We start from the raw sequence: 22,573 nt of genomic DNA on the forward strand, positions 1-22,573 counted from the left end.
CGGTTGCCTATGACAGCCAGTTCTCGACTTTCAGACCGCTCACCCGTTTGAATTCTTTCGCATTCGCAGTCACCAGCGTGGCATCGACGGCGCAAGCGTGAGCCGCGATCAGCAGGTCATTCGGGCCGATGGGGACGCCCTTCTTTTCAAGGTCGTGGCGAATGCGGGCGTATTCGGTGTCGGCCGGACTTTCCAGTGGCAGGATATCGAGCTCATTCAGCACCTGCTCTACGAGTTGCGTGAGCCGCGGTGAATTACGTTTGGCGCATCCGAACCGCAATTCGGCGGACGTAATGATGCTGACGCAAAGTCCCTCGGCGCCGAGTTTACGAATTCTCTTGGCTACACGACCCGCTGGATTTCGGATCAGATCCGAGACGACGTTTGTATCAAGCATGTAGCGTGGTGTGCTCACAGCTTGATGTCCCGTAGCGGGCGCAAGCCTGCATCGACGTCCGGAAATTCTTCCGTGAAGGGCTCCATCGTATCAAGCAATGCCAGCAGGCCGCGCTTGCGTACGGGCTCGATTACGAGCCTGTCGCCGTCGCGGTGCATGACGGCTTCGTTGCCCGGTAACTCGAATTCAACGGGAATGCGGACCGCCTGATTGCGACCGTTACGAAACAGCCTGACGTGACGGGAGTCGGTCATCGGCACCTCCGTGGCATATGCTTGAGCATAGGCCAAAAGAGAGCTAATTTCCAGCGAAAACTACTTCCGCACGCAGATCACACGCACCATCGCAGCCTTCGCATCGGCCGAGCTGCCGTTCGCGTTCACGCCATTCGCTTTCACGAAATTCAGCACGAGTTCCGCGGGCACCAGCGCCGCCAGCGGTGCCGCATTCGGCGGGCCGGCAACGAGCAGTGGCTTCAACTGCGCGAGGCCCGCAAATTTGCCGTCGCTGTCGATGGCGGCTGCGCCGGAAAAACCGAACCCCGGTGCGGGTGAGAGGGCCAGTTCGCTGCCGGTGCCGACCGGCGTGGTGGACGCCTTCACGCTGGTGACGGCTGCGCCGCCGCCCTGGTTTTGCGGATCGGCGATCCCTACGAGATCGAGATTGGGCTTCGCTGCGCCAGCGCCAAGCGACAGCGGCTTCAGCTCGCGCGCGCCATAGATGCGCAGCAATGCGAGATCGCGCACTTTATCTTCGGCGACTTTGTCGGCATTGCCGTAACCAGCGACGACAATGGACATGCAGCCATCGACGGCCTGGCGATCAGTGACGATGGCGCCGTCATCGCTCACCACGATGCCGCTGGCATATTCGACCTTCTTGCGGGGCGGCGGGCCCATGGCCTGCGAACCCGCGGGGAATGCGTTGAAGGCCGACGACATCGCGATCACCACTGGCTCCATCGTGCCTTCGGTAGCCTGATCATAGAAGATCGAGAGGATGCGGACTTCCGAGTCCTTGAACTGGCCGCGGATGTAGAACTTCTTCTGGTTCTGCAGGCCGGACAGCACGAAGAAATCCGGCTTGACGACCTGATAGTCGATCTTGCGGCCGGGCTCCTTGCGCTCGGCCTCGGCGAGTTTCGCGGTGGAGGGCGTGTCCTCCTTGCGGCGCGCCAGCGTGATCTGGACCGTGCCGGTGGGGGACGACCATTTGCTGCCGTTCGCGTCGGAGGCCTGCTGCGGCACCAGCTTGCCGGGAATGCCAAGCCGTGCGCCGGTCACCATGTCGGTGACCATTTTCCAGCCGACATTGTCCTGAAGTTTCCTCGCGGCCGCGCGCAGCAGATCGCGCTCCTGCGGGTTCAGAACGCCTGTCTGCTTGGCGCCGTTGTCCTTCTGGAACGTCTTGATCGCATTGACCATGCGATCCGAGACCTCGCCGGTAATGGCGCCGTTATACTGTCCGGTCCACGCCAGATCCGATTGAATGCCGAGCCGCTCGGCCTGCGCCATGGCATTGGCGGTGTCGGCAGGGGTCTGCAGCGCCGGGCGGATCGGTGTGGTGGTGACCGGCTTCGGCTTGATGCCTTGCACCGCGGGAGGCGTCGCCTGCACCTGTGCGTGAGCCGCAGAGGCTGCCACGATCATCAATGTTGCTGAAAGCATCGATCTCATGACATGTCCGGTCTTGAAGCTGGTGATTGATTTCGGTGGAATTAAGCACATCTCGTGGGTCGGTGACAGCGCGGGAAGGGTTCACGACAATGCGGGACCTGATCTGTGGCCTCATCCTGAGGAGGCGCTTCTTCAGCGCCGTCTCGAAGGATGAGCTGTTCATCTCATGGTTCGAGACGCGCGCAAGAAGCGCGCTCCTCACCATGAAGGTCGGAGTTTGGAGCGACTATTGCGATGCTGAATGCCGATGAACTCGAGCGCTATGCGCGCCATATCGTGTTGCGCGAGGTCGGCGGTCCCGGCCAGACCGCGCTGCAGGGCGCGAAAGTGCTTGTGATCGGCGCCGGCGGGCTCGGCGCACCGGCACTGATGTATCTCGCGGCCGCGGGCATCGGCACGCTCGGTGTGGTCGATGACGACACGGTGTCGCTGTCGAACCTGCAGCGGCAGGTCATTCACGCAACGCCGGATATCGGCGCATTGAAGACCGACAGCGCCGCAGCAAAAATCCATGCGCTCAATCCGCATGTCAGATTTATCGGCCATGCCGTCAGGCTCAATGCAGCTAATGCGATGACGCTGTTGTCGGGCTACGACATCGTGCTCGATGGTTCCGACAATTTCACCACGCGCTATCTGCTGTCGGATGCTTGCTATCTTGCAAAGAAGCCGTTGATCTCCGCGGCTCTCGGCACTTTCGATGCCTCGCTGACCACGATCCGTGCCCATGAGGCCAATGCATCGGGCGCATTGAACCCGACCTATCGCTGTCTGTTTTCCGAAGCGCCGCCGCCGGGCACTGTGCCGAGCTGCCAGGAAGCCGGCGTCATGGGTGCGCTGGCCGGTATGGTTGGCTCGATGATGGCGCTGGAAGCGATCCGCGAGATCGTGGGCTTTGGTGAAGGGCTGGTCGGGCGTCTGCTGATGATCGACGCCCGCAACATGCGCTTCGAGACGCTGCGTTACGGGCGCGATCCGGCGAATCCGCTGAACGGGGATGCACCGAGCATCAGGGATTTGAGCGCGTATTTGTGAGGCGCTTCTTGTCCCTCCCCACTGCGCTGCGCTTGGGGGAGGGAGGCCACTAGCGTCTTCGCGTCTCACGCCCGCTTCTTTTCACTGTCCATATGCGCGAGATGCTCGTCCGGATAACGGCCGCCGGCTGCCGCATCGGCCGGGATCGCCTCCGCCAGCGCCCTGAGATGCGCGGGCGTGAGTTTCACCTCCAGCGATCCCAGCGCTTCAGTGAGCCGATCCCGTCGCCGGGCGCCGACCACGGGCAGGATGTCGTGGCCCTGTGCGGCCACCCAGGCGATCGCGACCTGTGCGACCGAGGCGCCGATCTCGTTGGCGATGGCGCGGATTTTTTCAACCAGAGCCAGATTCTGATCGATATTCGCAGCGCTGAAGCGCGGGCTGTGGCTGCGATAGTCCTTTGCGTTCATCCCGCTCTTGGTGAAGTGGCCACCGATCAGGCCGCGCGAGAGCACACCGTAAGCCGTGATGCCGATGCCAAGTTCGCGGCAGGTCGGCAGGATGTCATCCTCGATACCGCGCGAGATCAGCGAATATTCGATCTGCAGGTCGGTGATGGGATGCACCTTGTGGGCACGGCGGATGGTCTCGGAGCCGACTTCGGAGAGGCCGATATGTTTGACGTAGCCGGCCTTGATCAGGTCGGCGATGGCGCCGACGGTGTCCTCGATGGGCACATTGGGGTCGAGCCGCGCGGGGCGGTAGATGTCGATGACCTCGACGCCGAGCCGCACCAGCGAATAGGCCACGAAATTCTTGATCGCTATCGGGCGGTTGTCGAAGCCCATGAAGGCACCGGCGGGATCGCGCATACCGCCGAATTTGACCGAAAGCTGCAGGCTGTCGCGGCTGCGGCCGCGCAGGGCTTCGGCGATCAGGAGTTCGTTGTGGCCCATGGCGTAGAAGTCACCGGTGTCGATCAGGGTGACGCCGGCCTCCAGCGCGGCGTGGATGGTGGCGATGCTTTCGCCTCGGTCGGCCGGGCCGTAGACATCCGACATGCCCATGCAGCCGAGGCCGAGCGCGGCCACTGTGGGGCCAGTCTTTCCGAGTTGAAGGTGGTTCATGGTGGTTCTCCCAGAAGGCGGCCGGACCGATCCTCCGCCGCTGCCGCCCCGATATGAGCCCGCTCCATTGATCCGATAAGCTGGACAATCCCGAAAGGCTTGTTCACTCTGTCGAACAATGAGCGATCTCGATCTGCGCGATCTGGCGGCCTTTCTGGCAGTGGCACGGACCCGGAATTTCCGGCGGGCGGCGGTGGAGACCCATGTGTCGGTGTCCAGCCTGAGTCAGCGGTTGCGCGACATGGAAGAGCGGCTTGGCGTTCGTTTGCTGCATCGCACAACGCGTAGTGTTGCGCTTACCGAGGCAGGAGAATTGCTGCAGCGCAAAATCGCTCCGGCCATGGGTGATGTCCATGCTGCGCTGCAGCAAGTTCGCGATTTCGGTGATGTGCCGTCTGGCCGACTGAGGATCAACGGTCCAGCACCAGCCATCGATATCGTGGTGGCGCCGATGGTTACGCCATTTTTGCAGCAATATCCGCAGGTTGAGCTTGAGATCGTTGCCGAGACGTCATTGATCGACATCGTCGCCAAGGGTTTCGACGCCGGCATTCGCTATGGCGAGGATCTCGCGCAGGACATGATCGCGGTCTCGCTGGGGCCGCCGCAACGCTTCGTGATGGTGGCTTCTTCGCAATATATTGCGCAGCATGGACGACCTATTGCACCGCAGCAATTGCTGCAGCATTGCTGCATCAGAACGCGTTTCGACAACGGTTCTATCCCGGAATGGGAGTTCGAAAAGGACGGCCAGGTGGTCCGGATACCGCCCCGGGGGCCTCTGCTGGCGAGCTATTCCCGGCTCGGGCTGGAAGCGGCACGGGATGGGCTCGGCTTTTACGCGGTGTTTGAGGGCTATGTGCGGGACGACCTCGCGACCGGGAGGTTGGTCAGCGTTCTGGAGGACTGGTTGCCGCCATTCCCGGGCCCGTTCCTGTATTATCCAAGCCGTCGGCAGCCACCGCCGGCTTTGGCGGCGTTCGTGAGTTTTGTGGCGGAGTGGCGCAAACGGGAGCGACGGGCAGCCGCCCCGGGGAACCCCAGCGGATCAGAGCGGCAGGGGGATCGCTGAGGCGGTCTCGCGGGTCTGCCAGAAGGTCAGCACGCGCTGTGCCGTGGCAGGCACCAGGCGCTCGAAATTCTGTCGGGCTTCCTCGACATCGGCGGCGGCAGGCGAACGGCCGGGGCCGAGACGTAGCGTCATCAGGGCGCGGACGGTGGCCCAGGAAATCCCGATCGATTTGCCGAGGATCAGCATCGGATCGTCGCGGTCGCCCTTGAGGAGCTGGTCGATGGTCCCGATCCGCACGCCCGACAGAGCGGCGAGGGCGGCGGCGGTTTCCTCATATTGATGGGCGCGGGCAAAGCGCAACAAAGCGCCTTCGTCCAGCTCGTCGGCCTGGTGGAGCTTGCGAATGGCACGCTGCGCGGTGGCGAAGTCGCGGGTGACGGCCAGATGCGTCGGCGTACCGGTGATGTCTTGCATCGCGCGGTTGATCGCGTTGCGCAGTTGGGGGGCGGCGGCATCGAACAGCCGGCGGCGAACCACCTCGACCGACTGCGCCAACAGGTGTTTGAGCTGTTCCGGCGCGAGATCGTCGCGTTGCCCGACCGTGACGGCGAGGGCGCCATCATCGCTGGCGCGGCGAATGAGGCCGGTATAGCCGAGCTGCGAGAAAGCCGCACCGGCGTTGCCGGCCACGCGGCGGATCACGTCGCGGTCGCCGCGGCGGACGATCACGTCGGTAATGCGCGGGGTCAGCGTCGAGCGATCGGAGATCGCCAGCAGATGCGACTGGCCCTGGGCCTTGGCGATGTCGACCAGTGTCGGTTCGTCGATCAAGGGTGAGCGGCGCAACAGCGGCCCGGCGATCAGGATCTCGTCATCGCGGACGAGCAAGGCCACCAGTTGCGGCGGTGCGTTGACGAGATCGGACAGCCGTTCGGCCAGCTCTGTGCGTGCTTCGACCTCGGTTTGTGGAACCAGACTCGTCAGAACGCCGTCGAACAGATCGACATGTGCCGGTTGAAAACGGGATGCGCCCCTTAGGAAAAGCTCGGAAATCTTACGCACCGCTTCGCCGCGCCGCTTGGGATCGCCATCTCTGACGATGTTCTCCAGCCCGGGAATGAGCGATTTCGCCTCAGCCATCAAAAAATACTCAACACCACCATACGGAAAGGCTGGGGCACCCTAGATGGGGTTGATGAAGGAACGGTTAGTCCGCAGGATTGGGCTACCGCGGGTTGCAGAAATATTGCGGGGCAGCCACTGCGGCCTTGCCGGGGCGCCCGAAAAGGGCTATATCGCCCACAACTTATTAGGTGTTCTCATACGATCGCGTTTGAGAGTGGGCCCCTCGGGACCCGCTCTTTTTTATTACCTGAACGGACCTTGGCCATAATCCGGCGGGGCTCGCCCGGGTCCAAAAGGGCCGAAAGCCCGACGCGATACACTTCTGCAGGCTGCACGCGCATTCAGACATCCTTCAACCGGAATACTTCGATCCTGGACATGACCGACCAAAACCCAGAAACCGTTGATACCGAGCTGCTTTCCGAGCCGCGCCTGGTGATCGAGCCGGGTGCTGCGGCGCGGGTATCGGCAGTCGCCACGCCCGTGCTTGAAAACCTCGGTTACCGGCTGGTGCGGATCAAAATTTCCGGCGAGCTCGGCTGCACCGTGCAGATCATGGCGGAGCGGCCGGATGGCACCATGCTGGTCGAGGACTGCGAGGCGATCTCACACGCGCTGTCGCCGGTGATGGACGTCGCCGATCCGATCCAGCGCGCCTATCGCCTCGAAATTTCCTCGCCCGGCATCGATCGTCCGCTGGTCCGACGCTCCGATTTCGAGCGCTATCATGGCTATCTGGTTAAGATCGAGATGGCTGTCGCCGTCGGCGGCCGCAAACGCTTCCGTGGCCTGCTCGGCGCTATCGAAGGCGATGTCGTCCTGATCGACCGCGAAGGCGCCCGCGACGGCGAGGACCCCATCACGCGGTTGCCGCTGGAAGATATCTCCAATGCCAGCCTGGTGTTGACCGACGAGCTGATCGCCGAGTCCATGCGCCGCGGCAAGCACGCCGAGCTTGATCTCAAGCGGGAGCTCGGTCTCGCGCCGCCGCCGGCACCGCATGCCAAGCGCAGCGATCCGAAAAAGAGCTTTGCGCCGAAGCCGAAACTCAAGGTCGCGAAAGCTGCCAAGAAGCCTTTGCCGAAGAATACCAAAGAACATCGTCTGGCCGCCGATCGTGCGCGCCGAGGCGAAATCGATCCCATCGAAGGAGAATGAGCTATGGCCGCTGTCAGCGCCAATAAACTCGAACTGCTGCAGATCGCCGACGCCGTCGCGCGCGAAAAATCGATCGACCGCAACATCGTCATCCAGGCGATGGAAGAGGCGATCGCGAAAGCGGCCCGCGCGCGTTACGGTTCCGAGACCGATGTGCATGCCGAGATTCATCCCAAGACCGGCCAGCTCTCTCTGACCCGCCACATGCTGGTGGTAGAGGACGTCGAGAATTCGTCTTTCCAGACCTCGCTGTTTGACGCGCAGCGCGCCAATCCGGGAGCGCAGATCGGCGACACCATCGCCGACACGCTTCCGCCGCTGGAATACGGCCGTATCGCCGCGCAGTCCGCCAAGCAGGTCATCGTGCAGAAGGTGCGCGAAGCCGAGCGTGACCGGCAGTACCAGGAATTCAAGGATCGCATCGGCGAGATCGTCAACGGCATCGTCAAGCGCGTCGAATACGGTTCAGTGATCGTCGATCTTGGCCGCAGCGAAGCCATCGTGCGCCGCGACGAGATGCTGCCGCGCGAAGTGTTCCGCAACGGCGACCGCGTTCGCGCCTATGTCTTTGATGTGCGCCGCGAAACACGCGGTCCGCAGATCTTCCTGTCGCGCACCCATCCGCAGTTCATGGCCAAGTTGTTCGCGCAGGAAGTGCCTGAAATCTATGACGGTATCGTTGAAATCAAGGCCGTGGCCCGCGATCCCGGTTCGCGTGCGAAAATTGGCGTGATCTCGCGCGACTCGTCGGTGGATCCGGTCGGCGCCTGCGTCGGTATGCGTGGTTCCCGCGTGCAGGCCGTGGTCAACGAGCTGCAGGGCGAGAAGATCGACATCATTCCATGGTCGCCGGATATCGCCACTTTCGTGGTGAACGCGCTGGCGCCGGCGGAAGTCTCGAAAGTCGTGATCGATGAAGATCGTGAGCGCATCGAGGTTGTCGTTCCCGACACGAATAACCAGCTATCCCTTGCGATCGGTCGTCGCGGCCAGAATGTGCGCCTGGCTTCGCAGCTGACCGGCTGGGATATCGACATCCTGACCGAGCAGGAAGAATCCGAACGTCGCCAGGCCGATTTCGAAAATTCCACGCGCGTCTTCATGGAAGCGCTGAACGTCGACGAAGTCGTCGGTCAGCTGCTCGCGTCGGAAGGTTTCACCTCGGTGGAAGAACTTTCGATGGTCGATGCCAAGGAATTGTCGGGCATCGAGGGCTTCGACGACGAAACAGCGGCTGAATTGCAGAGCCGTGCACGTGAATACCTTGAGCAGCTCGAAGCTGAACTCGAAGGCAAACGTAAGGAACTGGGTGTGGAAGACGCTTTGAAGGACGTTCCGGGCGTGACCCTCAAGATGATGGTCAAGTTCGGCGAAAACGACATCAAGACCGTCGAGGATCTTGCCGGCTGCGCCACTGACGATCTGGTGGGCTGGACCGAACGCAAGGAAGGCTCCGAGCCGACCAAGCACCCGGGCATTCTCGATGCCAGCGAAATTTCGCGTGAGGACGCCGAGCATCTGATCATGCAGGCCCGCGTCGTGGCCGGCTGGATCACCCAGGCCGATCTCGACAAGGGTGCGCCGCTCGACGCCACCGAAGAAGCGTAAGGACAATGCCACGCGCATGCTCGCCATTGCTGACCAAGCAGATCTGGATAACGGCCCCCGGAGCACCAAGCCCGGGACCGAGCGGATGTGCGTGGTCACGCGGAGCGTGCGCCCGATCGATGATCTGATCCGGTTCGTCGTCGCGCCCACGGGCGAGGCGATCCCGGATCTGAAGCGCAAGCTTCCCGGCCGCGGCCTCTGGGTCACGGCCTCCCGCAAGGCGGTGACCGAGGCGGCGAAGCGCAATCTTTTTGCCAAGGGCTTCAAGAAAGCGGTCAAGGCGTCGCCGACCCTGGCCGACGACACCGACAAGCTCATGGTGCGCGGCGTCATCGAGGCGCTGGCCATAACTGCCAAGGCCGGTCAGGTGGTTTCCGGCTTCACCAAGGTCGAAGACGCCCTGCGCCGCGGAACGGTCGGTGTTCTTCTCCACGCCTCCAACGGCGCCCCCGACGGAATCCGTAAACTGGACAGCGTTGCCCGGCAACGCGTGGAATTTGACGCGGAATCCGGCGACGACGCGCCGAAACTGCCGATCATTACGGTTTTAAGCTCCGATGAATTGGATTTGGCATTGGGGCGGTCAAATGTGATACATGCTGCCGTGCTTACGGGCCCGGCGGGCAAAACGTTCCTGTCGCGCAGCCAGACTCTGGTCCAATACCGGCTGGCTGACGACGACATCAACGCAAGCGCCAAAGCTTCGCTGACAACTGCTGCGCCGGAGACGGAGCCGCTGACGCCAACGATCTCGCTGATCGAAACTTCGACGACTGTGCGACCGCGCACAACGCAACAAGATTAGGACTGCTGAATGGTTGATACGAAAACGCCTGGTGACAAGACTCTGAGCGTTCCCAGCAAGACCTTGACGCTCAAGCCGCGCGTCGAGCAGGGCACTGTGCGCCAGAGCTTCAGCCATGGCCGCACCAAGCAGGTGGTGGTCGAGAAGCGCGGCAAGCGCCGTATGCCCGGCGATGCGCCCGCGGCTGCGCCTGTCGCCGCACCAGCAACTGCTGCTCCCGCACCTGTCGAGACTGCTGCACCAGCTCCCGTTGCTGCTGCGCCGGCTGCTCCCGCTGCAACTGCTGCGCCCGCGGCGCCGGTTGCGCGCGCTGCTGCGCCTGCACCGGCCGCACCGGCTTCCCGCACCGCTGCCCCTTCTCCCGCAGGACGCAGCTCCGCTCCGCCTCCCGCAGCGCCGCCGTCGCGCGCGCCGCAGCGCCCGCAGCCTCCGGCCCGTTCAGGTTCGGGCGTCGTGCTCCGTACCCTGACCGAAGAAGAGCGCAATGCCCGCGCCAGCGCGCTGGCCGATGCCCGCGTGCGCGAGCAGGAAGAGCGTCGCCTCGCCGAGATCGAGGCTGCCCGCCGCAACACCAAGGAATTCAAGGAACAGGAAGAGCGTGAAGCTGCCGAAGCCCGTCGCAAGGCCGAGGAAGAGCGTCACCGCCAGGAAGAAGAAACCAAGCGCCGCGCCGAAGTCGAGGCCAAGCGCCGTCAGGCTGAAGCCGATGCGAAGGCCGCCAAGCCGGCCACGACGACGGCCCGTCCCGGCGCCACCTCAACTACGCCTGCCCGTGCGCCCGGCGTCGCTGCCGACGGCACCGACGAGGATGAAGGTCCGCGCGTCATTCGCCGTGGTCCCGGCGGCGCCGCGCGCCCCGTGATCGCGCCGAAGCCCACTGCCAAGCCCGGTCCGCAGAAGGAGCGCGGCCGTCTCACCGTGGTCACCGCGCTGTCGGCCGGCGACGTCCGCGAGCGTTCGATCGCCTCGTTCCGTCGCCGCACCCAGCGTCTGAAGGGTCATCAGTCGAACGAGCCGAAGGAAAAGCTGGTTCGTGAAGTCACGATCCCGGAAGCGATCACGATTCAGGAACTCGCCAACCGTATGGCCGAGCGTGCCGTGGACGTGATCCGCCTGCTGATGAAGCAGGGCGCGATCCACAAGATCAACGACGTCATCGACGCCGACACCGCGCAGCTGGTGGCCGAGGAAATGGGCCACACCGTCAAGCGCGTTGCCGAATCGGACGTTGAAGAAGGTCTGTTCGACAAGGTTGACGATTCCACCGATACCGAGCCGCGTTCGCCGGTCGTGACCGTCATGGGCCACGTCGACCACGGCAAGACCTCGCTGCTCGATGCGTTGCGTCATGCCAATGTGGTGTCCGGCGAAGCCGGCGGCATCACGCAGCATATCGGCGCTTATCAGGTCACGTCGCCCGAGAGCGGCAAGAAGATCACCTTCATCGATACGCCAGGCCACGCTGCGTTCACCGCGATGCGTGCCCGCGGCGCCAAGGTCACGGATATCGTCATCCTTGTGGTGGCGGCCGATGACGGCGTCATGCCGCAGACCATCGAAGCCATCAACCACGCCAAGGCAGCCGGCGTGCCGATGATCGTGGCGATCAACAAGATCGACAAGCCTGATGCCAAGGCGGAGCGCGTGCGCACCGAACTGCTGCAGCATGACGTGCAGGTCGAATCCTTCGGCGGCGACGTGGTCGACGTCGAAGTGTCGGCGAAGAACAAGACCAACCTCGACAAGCTCCTGGAAATGATCGCGCTGCAGGCCGATATTCTCGACCTGAAGACCAATTCGGAACGTCCGGCGGAAGGTACCGTGATCGAAGCCAAGCTCGATCGTGGTCGTGGTCCGGTGGCGACCGTGCTGGTTCAGCGCGGCACCCTGAAGGTCGGCGACATCATCGTGGCCGGTGCCGAAATGGGCCGTGTCCGCGCGCTGATCTCCGATCAGGGTGAGACGTTGACCGCGGCAGGTCCGTCGGTGCCGGTCGAAGTGCTCGGTTTCAACGGTCCGCCGGAAGCTGGCGATCGTATGGCCGTGGTCGAGAACGAAGCCCGCGCCCGCGAAATCACCGGCTACCGCGCACATCAGAAGCGCGAGAAGTCCGCAGCCTCCACCAACGGCATGCGCGGCTCGCTCGAGCAGATGATGAGCCAGCTGAAGACCTCGGGTCGCAAGGACTTCCCGCTGATCATCAAGGCCGACGTGCAGGGTTCGCTCGAAGCCATTCTCGGCTCGCTCGAGAAGCTCGGCACCGACGAAGTCGCCGCGCGCATCCTGCATGCGGGCGTCGGCGGCATTTCGGAATCGGACGTCACGCTGGCGGAAGGCTTCAACGCCGCCATCATCGGCTTCTCGGTTCGTGCCAACAAGGAAGCCGCTGCTGCTGCCAAGCGCAACGGCATCGAAATCCGCTACTACAACATCATCTACGATCTCGTGGATGACGTGAAGAAAGCCATGTCCGGTCTGCTCGCGCCCACACTGCGCGAAACCATGCTGGGCAATGCGCAGATCCTCGAAGTGTTCAACATCTCGAAGGTCGGCAAGGTTGCGGGTTGCCGCGTCACCGACGGAACCGTGGAACGCGGCGCGAATGTGCGCCTGATCCGCGACAACGTCGTGGTGCACGAAGGCAAGCTGTCGACACTGAAGCGCTTCAAGGACGAAGTGAAGGAAGTGGCGTCAGGCCAGGAATGCGGCATGGCGTTCGAGAACTACGGCGACATGCGCGCCGGCGACGTGATCGAGTGTTACCGCGTAGAGACCATCCAGCGCTCCCTGTAAGTCCAAATCTTACAGAGAGACCGGATTTAAACGAGACGTCATGCCCGGCCTGCGCGAAGCTAGCTTCGCTAGATGGCCGGGCATCCACGTCTTTGAATTTCAAAAGAGCAGTCGTGGATGGTCGGGACAAACCCGGCCATGACGAATTTTGTTTTCGTAGGGAAACCGATGCCCAAGCATCACCAAAAATCTGCCGCGCCGGGCGGCTCGCAGCGTCAATTGCGCGTTGGCGAGCTGATGCGCCACGCGATTGCCGATATCCTGTCGCAGGGTGGGGTCCACGATCCCGTTCTGCAGACCACCATCATCACCGTGCCCGAGGTGAAGATGTCGCCCGATCTCAAGCTCGCCACCGTCTATGTGATGCCGCTCGGCGGCCAGAACACCGAACCGGTGCTGAAGGCGCTCGCGGCGAACAAGAGCTTCCTGCGAACCGAGGTCGCGTATCGCGTGAACCTGAAATACGCCCCCGATCTTCGCTTCCGCATCGATGAGCGCTTCGACGAAGCCGAGCGCATCGACAAACTTCTGCGCACGCCTGCCGTTGCGCGCGACCTCAAACCAGACTCGGACGAAAACGAATGACTGTGACGACTCCAGCCGCCGCCCTCGATTCACGCCTCGATGAAGCGGGCAATGGCGAGCCCACCCTCTCTCCGGCCGTGCAGCACGGCGACCACGGTCAGCAAGGTGACCGCGGCGGCAATGACCAGCGTCAGCATCAGGGCCATCGCGGCAATAACGATCCCCGCCATCAGGGCGGCAAGCAGCGTCAGCAGGGCCAGGTCCGGCGCGACAAGCGCGACGTTCATGGCTGGGTGATCCTCGACAAGCCGATCGGCATGACCTCGACCCAGGCCGTCGCGATCGCCAAGCGCCTGTTCCAGGCCAAGCGCGCCGGCCATGCCGGTACCCTCGATCCGTTGGCGTCCGGCGGTCTGCCGATCGCGCTCGGCGAAGCCACCAAGACGGTTCCGTTCGTGATGGACGGCCGCAAGCGCTATCGCTTCACGGTCGCCTGGGGCGAGGAACGCGATACCGACGACACTGAGGGCCGTGCGACCTTCACCAGCCCGAATAGGCCAACGGCCGACCAGATCAGGGCGCTGCTGCCGCAATTTACCGGCAATATCGAACAGACCCCGCCGCAATACTCGGCGATCAAGATCCAGGGCGAGCGCGCCTATGATCTCGCCCGCGACGGCGAGGTGGTGCCGCTGGTTCCCCGACCGGTTGTAATTCACGAATTAGTCCTGACAGAACAGCCAGATAGCGACCATGCCGTGTTCGAGGCCGAGTGCGGCAAGGGCACTTACGTGCGTGCGCTGGCCCGCGATATCGGCCGTTTACTCGGCTGCTACGGCCATATCAGTGCGCTCCGGCGTACCCTGGTCGGACCTTTCGCCGAAGCCGACATGATTCCGCTGGAACAGTTGGAGGCTTTGTGCGATAGAGCCGCGTCTGGCGAGGGTAGCCTCGCCGACGCGCTACTGCCCGTTGAGACCGCGCTGGACGACATCCCGGCACTGGCCGTCACACGGGCGGATGCGGCAAGGCTCCATCGGGGCCAAGCCGTTTTGTTGCGCGGACGGGATGCGCCCGATTGTAGCGGCACAGTTTATGTCACGGTGGCAGGGCGATTATTGGCCCTCGCTGAAGTTGGCAACGGCGAACTCATCCCCAAGCGCGTGTTTAACCTGACCGGACTGACCGCCAGTTCGGCCCGCAAAGAAAGTAACTGACGATGTCGATTACCGCAGAACGCAAAGCGGAAGTCATCAAGACCAATGCCAACAAGACCGGCGACACTGGTTCGCCGGAAGTCCAGGTTGCGATCCTCTCCGAGCGCATTGCCAACCTGACCGGACACTTCAAGACCCACACCAAGGACAACCATTCCCGCCGTGGTCTTTTGAAGCTCGTCTCCACGCGTCGTTCGCTGCTTGACTACATCAAGCGCAAGGACGAGGCGCGCTACAAGGCGCTGCTCGAGAAGCACAACATTCGCCGCTAAGCGAAATCACGCGCGCAAAAACCCTTTGCGCGCGTTTTTTGTAGCGGAAGCCATGTGTGGCTTTCGCGATAACGTTCAGAAGCAATCCGGCAACTGGACGATGACGGGCAAGGTGCCCGTCGCGCGGCGCGATCCTCCAAAGATCCCCGCGACCATCGGAAGGATGGACGCCATTCAGAATACCAGAGCCATGGCAGGATCGCCGGACGCTGATTTCGCGACATCGCGAACAGCTTCTTGCCGTCTTGCGCATGGCTTTTGTGTTTTGGACTTCAGTGTTTTTGGCCGTCACGTCCTCCGTGAACCCATGAAAGAAACCTAAGATGTTTAATGTTCACTCCGTCGAGATCGATTGGGGCGGTCGTCCGCTCAAGCTGGAAACCGGCAAGGTTGCCCGTCAGGCTGACGGCGCCGTCATCGCCACCTATGGCGAGACCGTCGTTATCGCCACCGTCGTCGCCGCGAAGACTGCCAAGGATGGCATCGACTTCCTGCCGCTGACCGTCGATTACATCGAGAAGACCTACGCAGCCGGCCGCATTCCCGGCGGCTACTTCAAGCGCGAAGGTCGTCCGACCGAGAAGGAGACGCTGGTCTCCCGCCTGATCGATCGTCCGATCCGCCCGCTGTTCGTCGATGGCTGGCGCAATGAAACCCAGATCGTCGTTACCGTGCTGTCGCACGACATGGAGAACGATCCGGACATTCTCGCGCTGGTAGCCACCTCGGCTGCCCTGACGATTTCCGGCGCCCCGTTCCAGGGCCCGATCGGTGCAGCCCGCGTCGGCTTCATCAATGATGAATACGTGCTCAACCCGACCCTCGACGAAATGGCCGACACCAATCTCGACCTCGTCGTCGCTGGCACCGGCGATGCCGTGCTGATGGTGGAATCGGAAGCCAAGGAGCTCAACGAAGACGTGATGCTCGGCGCCGTGATGTTCGGTCACCGCCACTTCCAGCCGGTCATCAAGGCGATCATCGAGCTCGCCGAGAAGGCCGCGAAGGAGCCGCGCGAGGTCAAGACCATCGACGACAGCGAAATCGAGAAGGAAATGCTCGGTCTCGTCGAAACCGAGCTGCGCGCTGCCTATGCGATCCCTGTGAAGCAGGATCGCTACGCTGCCGTCGGCGCCGTCAAGGCGAAGGCGATGGCGCACTACTTCCCGGAAGGTCAGGAGCCGAAATACGACAAGCTCCGCATCGCCGGCGTGTTCAAGGAACTGGAATCGAAGATCGTTCGCTGGAACATCCTCGACACCAAGAAGCGTATCGATGGCCGCGACCTGACCACGGTTCGTCCGATCGTCGCCGAAGTCGGCGTGCTGCCGCGCGCCCACGGTTCGGCGCTGTTCACCCGCGGTGAAACCCAGGCGCTGGTCGTGACCACGCTCGGCACCGGTGAAGACGAGCAGTACATCGACTCGCTGTCGGGAACCTACAAAGAGACGTTCCTGCTGCACTACAACTTCCCTCCCTACTCGGTCGGCGAGACCGGTCGTATGGGCGGTACCAAGCGTCGCGAAATCGGCCACGGCAAGCTCGCCTGGCGCGCGATCCATCCGGTTCTGCCGGGTCACCACGAATTCCCGTACACCGTACGTGTGGTGTCGGAGATCACCGAGTCCAACGGTTCGTCGTCGATGGCATCGGTCTGCGGTGCTTCGCTGGCGCTGATGGATGCGGGCGTTCCGATGAAGCGTCCGACGGCGGGTATCGCCATGGGCCTGATCCTCGAAGGCGCACGCTACGCAGTTCTGTCGGACATCCTGGGTGATGAAGATCACCTCGGCGACATGGACTTCAAGGTGGCTGGTACCGATACCGGCATTACCTCGCTGCAGATGGACATCAAGATCGCCGGTATCACCGAAGAGATCATGAAGGTCGCTCTGGGTCAGGCCAAGGAAGGTCGCATTCACATTCTCGGTGAGATGTCGAAGGCGCTCAACAACGCCCGTGCCGAGCTCGGCGAATACGCGCCGCGCATCGAGACCTTCAAGATCGCCACCGACAAGATCCGTGAAGTGATCGGCACCGGCGGCAAGGTGATCCGCGAGATCGTCGAAAAGACCGGCGCCAAGGTCAACATCGAAGACGACGGCACCGTGAAGGTGGCCTCATCCGATGGTGAGTCGATCAAGGCTGCGATCAAGTGGATCAAGTCGATCGCTTCGGATCCGGAGCTCAACGCGATCTATGAAGGCACCGTGGTCAAGGTCATGGAGTTCGGTGCATTCGTGAACTTCTTCGGCGCCAAGGACGGTCTGGTTCACATCAGCCAGCTCGCCGGCGGCCGCGTGCAGAAGACCTCCGACGTCGTCAAGGAAGGCGACAAGGTCAAGGTCAAGCTGCTCGGCTTCGACGATCGCGGCAAGACGCGTTTGTCGATGAAGGCTGTCGATCAGGAGACCGGCGAAGACCTCGAAGCCAAGCAGAAGGCCGCCGAAGGCGCGACTGCAGCGGAGTAATTTTCGCGACATAGTGAATGCGAAAGGGCGGCCGAAGGGCCGCCCTTTTTGTTTGTGGCGATGTTTCGCGAGGACCCCGAAATATCCTCCTCACGGCGCATGGCGCTTGGGGGAGGGAAAAGAGGAACACGTCTCTCCGACACGTGATGTGCTATGTCCCGCTGCGTCACAATGCCCGCATATGAAACTGGCAGTGATGCGTTGCGTATCTGTCCGACGACCCCGCAAATTTCTCAGGGAGAAGCCCCATGACGACCTCTGCATCGATGTCCCGACGCCATCTCATGCTCGCTGCGACCGGCATCGCTGCCGCGGCCGTCGCGCCCCGTCTTGCTTTCGCCCAGGCGGCTGCGCCGGCCACCCCTACTGCCGGCAATGCGCCATTCATCCTGCCGCCGCTGACCTATCCGGTCACGGCGTTTGAACCGCATATCGATGCCAAGACGATGGAGATCCATCACGACAGGCATCACGCCGCCTACGTTGCCAACATGAACAATTTTGCCAAGGATACCCCGGTGATCGGCGAGAAGCCGCTGGTCGAGGTGCTCGGCAATCTCAACAGCGTGCCTGAAGCGATCCGCACCGGGGTGCGCAACAATCTCGGCGGCCATGCCAACCACACCATGTTCTGGCAGATCATGGGCCCGAATGGCGGCAAGCCGGAAGGCGATGTGCTCGCGGCGATCGATCGCGACCTCGGCGGCCTCGAGAAATTCCAGACCGATTTCAACGCCGCCGGCGGCCGTCAGTTCGGTTCTGGCTGGGTGTTCGTGATCGTCGACAAGGACGGCAAGCTGTCGATCGAGACGCGTCCGAATCAGGACAATCCGATCATGGACGGCAAGCGCGCGCTGATGGGCAACGACGTCTGGGAGCACGCTTATTATCTGACCTACCAGAACCGTCGCGCTGATTATCTCAAGGCGTGGTGGAATACGGTCAACTGGACCAAGGTCGGCGAGCGCTATGCGGCGGCAAAGGCCGGCACGCTGGCGGTGTGATGTTTTCCTTCTCCCCGCTTGCGGGGAGAGGGTGGCGCGGACGAAGTCCGCGACGGGTGAGGGGGAGCTAACGAGTGAAACACTGGCTCCCCCTCACCCGGATTACTCGCTACGCTCGCAATCCGACCTCTCCCCGCAAGCGGGGCGAGGTTAAGTAAGAGCCGCTTCTACTTCCTCAGATCGCCTTCGTCCGCCGTGCTCTCCGCGAGCGTAGCCGGCTCGATGCCGTAGCGCTTGATCAGCGGCATCTGCGCCACCGCGAAGACCATGGTCAGCGGGATGACGCCGAACGCCTTGAAGGCTACCCAGAAATCCGTGCTCTGGGTGCGCCAGATCGCTTCGTTCAGAAGCGCCATGGCGAAGAAGAACAGCGCCCAGCGCTTCGTCAGCGCACGCCAGCCTTCGTGTGTGAGATTGAACATCTGGTCGAACATGATGGCGATGAAGGATCGGCCGAACAACAGGCCGCCGCCGAGGATCGCTGCGAACAGGCCATAGATGATGGTCGGCTTGACCTTGATGAAGGTCTCGTCATGCAGCACTAGCGTCAGCGTGCCGAACACCAGCACGATGACGGCGGTGACAAGCGCCATAATCGGCACATGCCTGACCACGACATAGGACGCGATCATCGCCGCGACGATCGCCACCATGAAAGCGCCTGTCGCGACGAACAGGTTGAACTTCGCATTGGCGACGAAAAACACGATCAGCGGGCCGAGCTCGGTGGCGAGCTTGAATAGCGGGTGCGGCTGCTTCTTGTCGATCACGTCAGTCATATCAGCTTTCAATTCCTGCAATCGCCTGCGCGAAATCCCTGGCGGTGAATGGCGCGAGATCGTCGATGCCTTCGCCGACGCCGATGAAATGCACCGGCAGTTTGTACTTTTCCGACAGTGCCACGAGGATGCCGCCGCGCGCGGTGCCGTCGAGCTTGGTCATCACAAGGCCGGTGACGCCAGCCGTACGATGAAACGCTTCGACTTGCGACAGCGCGTTTTGTCCCACTGTGGCATCGAGGACCAGCAGCACCGCATGGGGCGCCGAGGCATCGACCTTCTTGATGACGCGCACGACTTTCTCGAGCTCGACCATGAGTTCGGTCTTGTTCTGCAGGCGGCCGGCGGTGTCGATCAGCAGCACGTCGCGTTTGTCGTCGCGAGCCGCGGTGACGGCGGTGAAAGCGAGGCTCGCGGAATCCGAACCCTGCGCACCGGCGATGACCGGCACCTTGTTGCGCTCGCCCCAGACCTTGAGCTGCTCGATGGCTGCCGCGCGAAACGTATCGCCGGCGGCGAGCATGACCTTGCGGCCTTCGGCGGAGAAGGTGGACGCCAGTTTGCCGATGGTGGTGGTCTTGCCGGAACCGTTGACGCCGACCACGAGGATGACGAACGGCTTGTGGCTGGTATCGATCACCAGCGGCTTGGCCACCGCCGAGAGCACTTTCTCGACCTCGGTGGCCACGACGGTTTTGACCTCGTCGGCCGAGATCGCCTTGTCATAGCGGCCATGGCCGACGGCGGCGGAAATCCGCGCCGCCACTTCGGTACCCAGATCGGCGCGCAGCAGCACGTCCTCGATGTCCTCGAGCATGGCGCGGTCGAGCTTGCGCTTGGTCACGAGGTCGGCGACCGCGGTGCCGAGGGCGCTCGAGGTGCGCTTCAGCCCGCCGGAGAGCCGTCGCCACCAGCTCAGTTTTGGCGTTTCGGGAGTGTCGCTCATGTCGGGGGTGTGTTAGCCGTTTCGCGCCATGATTCAAAGTATGACCAGTGAAAGTGACGAAGACGTAAGCTTGGAGGCCGAGCCCCGGCTGGAACCCCGCACCGACGCGGTGGAGCTGACCGAGGCCGAGATTCTGGCGCGGGTGCTGCACCGTGACGGCTTGATGCTGGTAATCGACAAGCCCGCCGGCCTGCCGGTGCATCGTGGCCCCAAGGGCGGCGCCAATCTGGAAACTTCGTTCGAATTCCTGCGCTATGGCCTGCCGCGTGCGCCGGTTCTGGCGCATCGGCTGGACAGGGATACGTCGGGTTGCCTGGTGCTCGGCCGGCACCGCAAGGCGACAGCGTCGCTGGGCCTCCTGTTCAAGCACAGCCGTATCCGCAAAACCTATTGGGCGGTGGTCGAGGGCGGGCCTGCCGAAGATTCGGGCGTGATCGACATGCCGCTCGGGCGGCTCAATGCCGACCGGGGCTGGTGGATGAAGCCGGATCCCGAGGGGCTCAAGGCCGTCTCGAATTTCACCGTGCTCGGCCGCGGCGGCGGCATGAGCTGGCTGGCGCTCGAGCCGGTGACAGGTCGCACGCATCAGCTCCGCGTGCACTCTGCGTCATCCGGATTTCCGATTGTCGGCGACAATATCTACGGCAACGGGCCACGCTTCGGCGAGCCGACACTGCATCTACATGCCCGCGAGATCGTGATTCCGATTTCGCGCAACAAGGACCCGATTCGTGTCGTCGCACCGGCCCCGCCGCATCTGTATGAGCGGCTCAGGGCGTGTGGCTGGAACGGGGAGTAGGGCTTACGCGACCGAAGCGAACAGCTTCGGATCGAACGTGCCCTCATATTCAAACGCGGCCGGCCCTGTCATCAGCACGTGGTCGTCGCTCTCGCGCCATTCGATGGTGAGTTCTCCGCCGGGCAGCGTCATATGCACCGTTCGGTTGGTCCTGCGCAGGCGGGCGGCGGCCACGGCGGTTGCGCAGGCAGCCGATCCACAGGCCTTGGTGAGGCCGGCGCCGCGCTCCCAGGTCCGCATCACGACGTGATCGCGATCGACGATATGCGCCAGCGTGATATTGGCGCGGTCCGGGAAGATCGGGTGGTTTTCCAGCAGCGGCCCGAACTTTTCGAGATCATAGGCCTGGATGTCGTCCACCCAGAAGATCGCATGAGGGTTGCCCATCGAGACGACTGATGGGGTGTGCAGGATGGGCGCGTCGATCGGGCCGATCTGCAGCTCAATGCCGCGGGTGTCACGAAACTCCTCCGCCAGCGGAATGTCCTGCCAGCCGAACTTCGGCGTGCCCATGTCCACCGTGTAAAGGTCAGGCGCGGGGCCTTGCCAGCAATTGATCAGGCCGGCCTTGGTCTCGAATGTGAGTGCCGTCTTGTCGCCGCCGGCAAACGTCTGCCGCGCCACGCAGCGCATGCCGTTGCCGCAGGCGCCGGCCTCGGAGCCGTCATTGTTGTAGATCGAGACGAAGGCGTCGGTGCCGGCCAGCCGGGGCTTCTGCAGCACCATCAACTGGTCATAGGGCACGCCTTCGGGGGTGGCCACGGCCCGGGCGTCGGCAGGCGTGATACCGGATGCCGTATCGCGCAGGTCGATCACGACGATCTCGTTGCCGATGCCGTTCATCTTGGCGAAGGAATGGTTGGCCAGTGCGCTCATGTCGTGTCCCGTTATCCCTGCCTTATATGGCGAGGCTGGCCCGATTGACCAGTGCGGCTATTCTGTGTCGGTTGTTTTGAATGGCCCTGCGCAATTTGGGGAGGGGACGAAAGCTGCGGCTGCGTGTTACCATGATGCCGTATCGCGCATGATGCCGTATCGCGCATGTTGCCGGACGCTGCGCTGCAGGATGTCACTGGAGACCCTTCGAATGACCCGTTCTCGCCTGTCCCGCCTCGCCACTGCGGCGCTGATCCCGGCAGCCGCGCTGACGCTGAACGCCGCGGCCTGGGCACAATCTCCGCCTGCCACGCCGCCAGCGGCAAGCTCCCCGGCCACCCCGCCCGCGCCGGCGACACCAGCTCCGGCGGCAACGGCTCCAGCCACACCCGCTCCCGCCACACCGGAGACGCCGGCCCCCGCCGCGCCGGCAACGCCGCCCGCAGCGGCGCAGGCCCCTGCAACGCCACCCGCGCCTCAGGTCCAGGTTGCCGATCCGTTCGGCGAGGAAATCACGCTGTCGCCGAAGCAGATGGTGACGTTCGTCGGCAAGGCCAATTGGGATTCGGCCTTCGATACGCTGATGGATGCGTTCAAGCAGATCACCACCGTGCTCGACAAACAGGGTGTCAAATCATCCGGCAACCCAATGATCGTCTATACGACCACCGATGACACTGGCTTCACCTTCCTCGCGGAAATCCCGGTCGATCAGGAGGTGAAGAACCTGCCGAAAGCGATGAAGATGGGCCTGTCGCCGGATGGTAAGGCGCTGAAGTTCGTCCATCGCGGCTCCTACGACAATATGGACAACACCTATGAGGCGATCACCAATCACCTCGACGACAAGAAGTTAGAGGCGAAAGATACGTTCATCGAGGAATACATGACCGATCCCTTGAAGACGGCGGAAGACAAGCTGGTCATCAATGTCTATGTGCCGCTCAAGTAGTCGAGCCGTAGCTCGGTCATAGCCTCTGGTCATAAAGAAGCCTTGGACGGTCGCGA

General features: G+C 62.8%; 21 protein-coding genes. 13 read left to right on the top strand and 8 right to left on the bottom strand.

Annotation, left to right across the window (positions count from 1 at the left end; genetic code table 11):
- Positions 1–7 precede the first annotated feature (7 nt).
- The 3 genes from AB7813_RS20770 to AB7813_RS20780 are packed head-to-tail and all read right to left on the bottom strand — an operon-like array spanning position 8 to position 2,073.
- A complete protein-coding gene (locus tag AB7813_RS20770; RefSeq protein ID WP_439065486.1) occupies positions 8–397 on the bottom strand; it encodes a type II toxin-antitoxin system VapC family toxin in 390 nt (129 codons plus the stop codon).
- A 14-nt stretch (positions 398–411) separates the two neighbouring features.
- Entirely contained in the window at positions 412–651 is a 240-nt protein-coding gene (locus tag AB7813_RS20775) for an antitoxin (protein ID WP_439065487.1), read from the bottom strand.
- A gap of 60 nt (positions 652–711) precedes the next feature.
- Complete coding sequence (locus AB7813_RS20780) at positions 712–2,073, bottom strand: serine protease (protein WP_439065488.1); 1,362 nt, start codon at positions 2,071–2,073, stop codon at positions 712–714.
- A 234-nt stretch (positions 2,074–2,307) separates the two neighbouring features.
- Between AB7813_RS20780 and AB7813_RS20785 the strand changes: the two genes are divergently transcribed.
- A complete protein-coding gene (locus AB7813_RS20785; RefSeq protein ID WP_439065489.1) occupies positions 2,308–3,108 on the top strand; it encodes a HesA/MoeB/ThiF family protein in 801 nt (266 codons plus the stop codon).
- A 65-nt stretch (positions 3,109–3,173) separates the two neighbouring features.
- Here AB7813_RS20785 and AB7813_RS20790 read toward each other — a convergent pair whose 3' ends face one another.
- Complete coding sequence (locus AB7813_RS20790; RefSeq protein ID WP_439065490.1) at positions 3,174–4,175, bottom strand: aldo/keto reductase; 1,002 nt, start codon at positions 4,173–4,175, stop codon at positions 3,174–3,176.
- Positions 4,176–4,293: 118 nt separating this feature from the next.
- Between AB7813_RS20790 and AB7813_RS20795 the strand changes: the two genes are divergently transcribed.
- On the top strand, positions 4,294–5,247 hold the full coding sequence (locus AB7813_RS20795) for a LysR family transcriptional regulator (protein WP_439060304.1): 954 nt from the start codon (positions 4,294–4,296) through the stop codon (positions 5,245–5,247).
- On the opposite strand, the gene AB7813_RS20800 is transcribed toward AB7813_RS20795, so the two are convergent.
- Entirely contained in the window at positions 5,224–6,327 is a 1,104-nt protein-coding gene (locus tag AB7813_RS20800; RefSeq protein WP_089266433.1) for a DUF2336 domain-containing protein, read from the bottom strand. The two genes, AB7813_RS20795 and AB7813_RS20800, sit on opposite strands and share 24 nt — an antisense overlap.
- A gap of 363 nt (positions 6,328–6,690) precedes the next feature.
- Between AB7813_RS20800 and rimP the strand changes: the two genes are divergently transcribed.
- The 9 genes from rimP (at position 6,691) to AB7813_RS20845 (ending at position 18,165) form a co-directional block, all read left to right on the top strand.
- Positions 6,691–7,470: a ribosome maturation factor RimP gene (gene rimP, locus AB7813_RS20805; protein WP_120287753.1), complete on the top strand. Its 780-nt coding sequence runs from the start codon at positions 6,691–6,693 to the stop codon at positions 7,468–7,470.
- Positions 7,471–7,473: 3 nt separating this feature from the next.
- Positions 7,474–9,078 (top strand): transcription termination factor NusA, encoded by a 1,605-nt coding sequence (nusA, locus tag AB7813_RS20810; protein WP_068734140.1) that lies wholly within the window; start codon positions 7,474–7,476, stop codon positions 9,076–9,078.
- Positions 9,079–9,094: 16 nt separating this feature from the next.
- Positions 9,095–9,883 carry an RNA-binding protein gene (locus AB7813_RS20815; RefSeq protein WP_093758215.1) on the top strand — a complete coding sequence of 263 codons (789 nt, stop codon included), beginning with the start codon at positions 9,095–9,097 and terminating at the stop codon, positions 9,881–9,883.
- 9 nt (positions 9,884–9,892) lie between these two features.
- Positions 9,893–12,676, top strand: a complete 2,784-nt coding sequence (gene infB, locus AB7813_RS20820) for a translation initiation factor IF-2 (RefSeq protein ID WP_089266436.1) — start codon at positions 9,893–9,895, stop codon at positions 12,674–12,676.
- A gap of 168 nt (positions 12,677–12,844) precedes the next feature.
- Positions 12,845–13,261: a 30S ribosome-binding factor RbfA gene (gene rbfA, locus AB7813_RS20825; protein ID WP_068734171.1), complete on the top strand. Its 417-nt coding sequence runs from the start codon at positions 12,845–12,847 to the stop codon at positions 13,259–13,261.
- A complete protein-coding gene (gene truB / locus AB7813_RS20830; protein WP_093757901.1) occupies positions 13,258–14,418 on the top strand; it encodes a tRNA pseudouridine(55) synthase TruB in 1,161 nt (386 codons plus the stop codon). The genes rbfA and truB overlap by 4 nt, the downstream gene beginning before the upstream one ends.
- 2 nt (positions 14,419–14,420) lie before the next feature.
- Positions 14,421–14,690: a 30S ribosomal protein S15 gene (gene rpsO / locus AB7813_RS20835; protein WP_068734145.1), complete on the top strand. Its 270-nt coding sequence runs from the start codon at positions 14,421–14,423 to the stop codon at positions 14,688–14,690.
- A 323-nt stretch (positions 14,691–15,013) separates the two neighbouring features.
- Complete coding sequence (gene pnp / locus AB7813_RS20840; RefSeq protein WP_089266441.1) at positions 15,014–17,161, top strand: polyribonucleotide nucleotidyltransferase; 2,148 nt, start codon at positions 15,014–15,016, stop codon at positions 17,159–17,161.
- Between the two features lie 248 nt (positions 17,162–17,409).
- Entirely contained in the window at positions 17,410–18,165 is a 756-nt protein-coding gene (locus tag AB7813_RS20845; protein WP_244628362.1) for a superoxide dismutase, read from the top strand.
- Between the two features lie 167 nt (positions 18,166–18,332).
- Here the strand turns inward: AB7813_RS20845 and AB7813_RS20850 are convergent, their stop codons facing one another.
- Both AB7813_RS20850 and ftsY read right to left on the bottom strand, forming a co-directional pair.
- A complete protein-coding gene (locus AB7813_RS20850) occupies positions 18,333–18,932 on the bottom strand; it encodes a septation protein A (protein ID WP_093758216.1) in 600 nt (199 codons plus the stop codon).
- 13 nt (positions 18,933–18,945) lie between these two features.
- Complete coding sequence (gene ftsY / locus AB7813_RS20855) at positions 18,946–19,890, bottom strand: signal recognition particle-docking protein FtsY (protein WP_175369431.1); 945 nt, start codon at positions 19,888–19,890, stop codon at positions 18,946–18,948.
- Positions 19,891–20,053: 163 nt separating this feature from the next.
- On the opposite strand from ftsY, the gene AB7813_RS20860 reads away from it, so the two are divergent.
- Positions 20,054–20,689: an RluA family pseudouridine synthase gene (locus AB7813_RS20860; RefSeq protein WP_244628691.1), complete on the top strand. Its 636-nt coding sequence runs from the start codon at positions 20,054–20,056 to the stop codon at positions 20,687–20,689.
- A 3-nt stretch (positions 20,690–20,692) separates the two neighbouring features.
- Here the strand turns inward: AB7813_RS20860 and dapF are convergent, their stop codons facing one another.
- Positions 20,693–21,565, bottom strand: a complete 873-nt coding sequence (gene dapF, locus AB7813_RS20865; protein WP_439065495.1) for a diaminopimelate epimerase — start codon at positions 21,563–21,565, stop codon at positions 20,693–20,695.
- A gap of 211 nt (positions 21,566–21,776) precedes the next feature.
- Between dapF and AB7813_RS20870 the strand changes: the two genes are divergently transcribed.
- Positions 21,777–22,517 carry a GyrI-like domain-containing protein gene (locus AB7813_RS20870; RefSeq protein WP_089266456.1) on the top strand — a complete coding sequence of 247 codons (741 nt, stop codon included), beginning with the start codon at positions 21,777–21,779 and terminating at the stop codon, positions 22,515–22,517.
- The last annotated feature ends 56 nt before the right edge of the window (positions 22,518–22,573 follow it).

It is taken from the genome of Tardiphaga sp. 20_F10_N6_6, from assembly GCF_052076045.1.
Taxonomy (GTDB): Bacteria; Pseudomonadota; Alphaproteobacteria; order Rhizobiales; family Xanthobacteraceae; genus Tardiphaga; species Tardiphaga robiniae.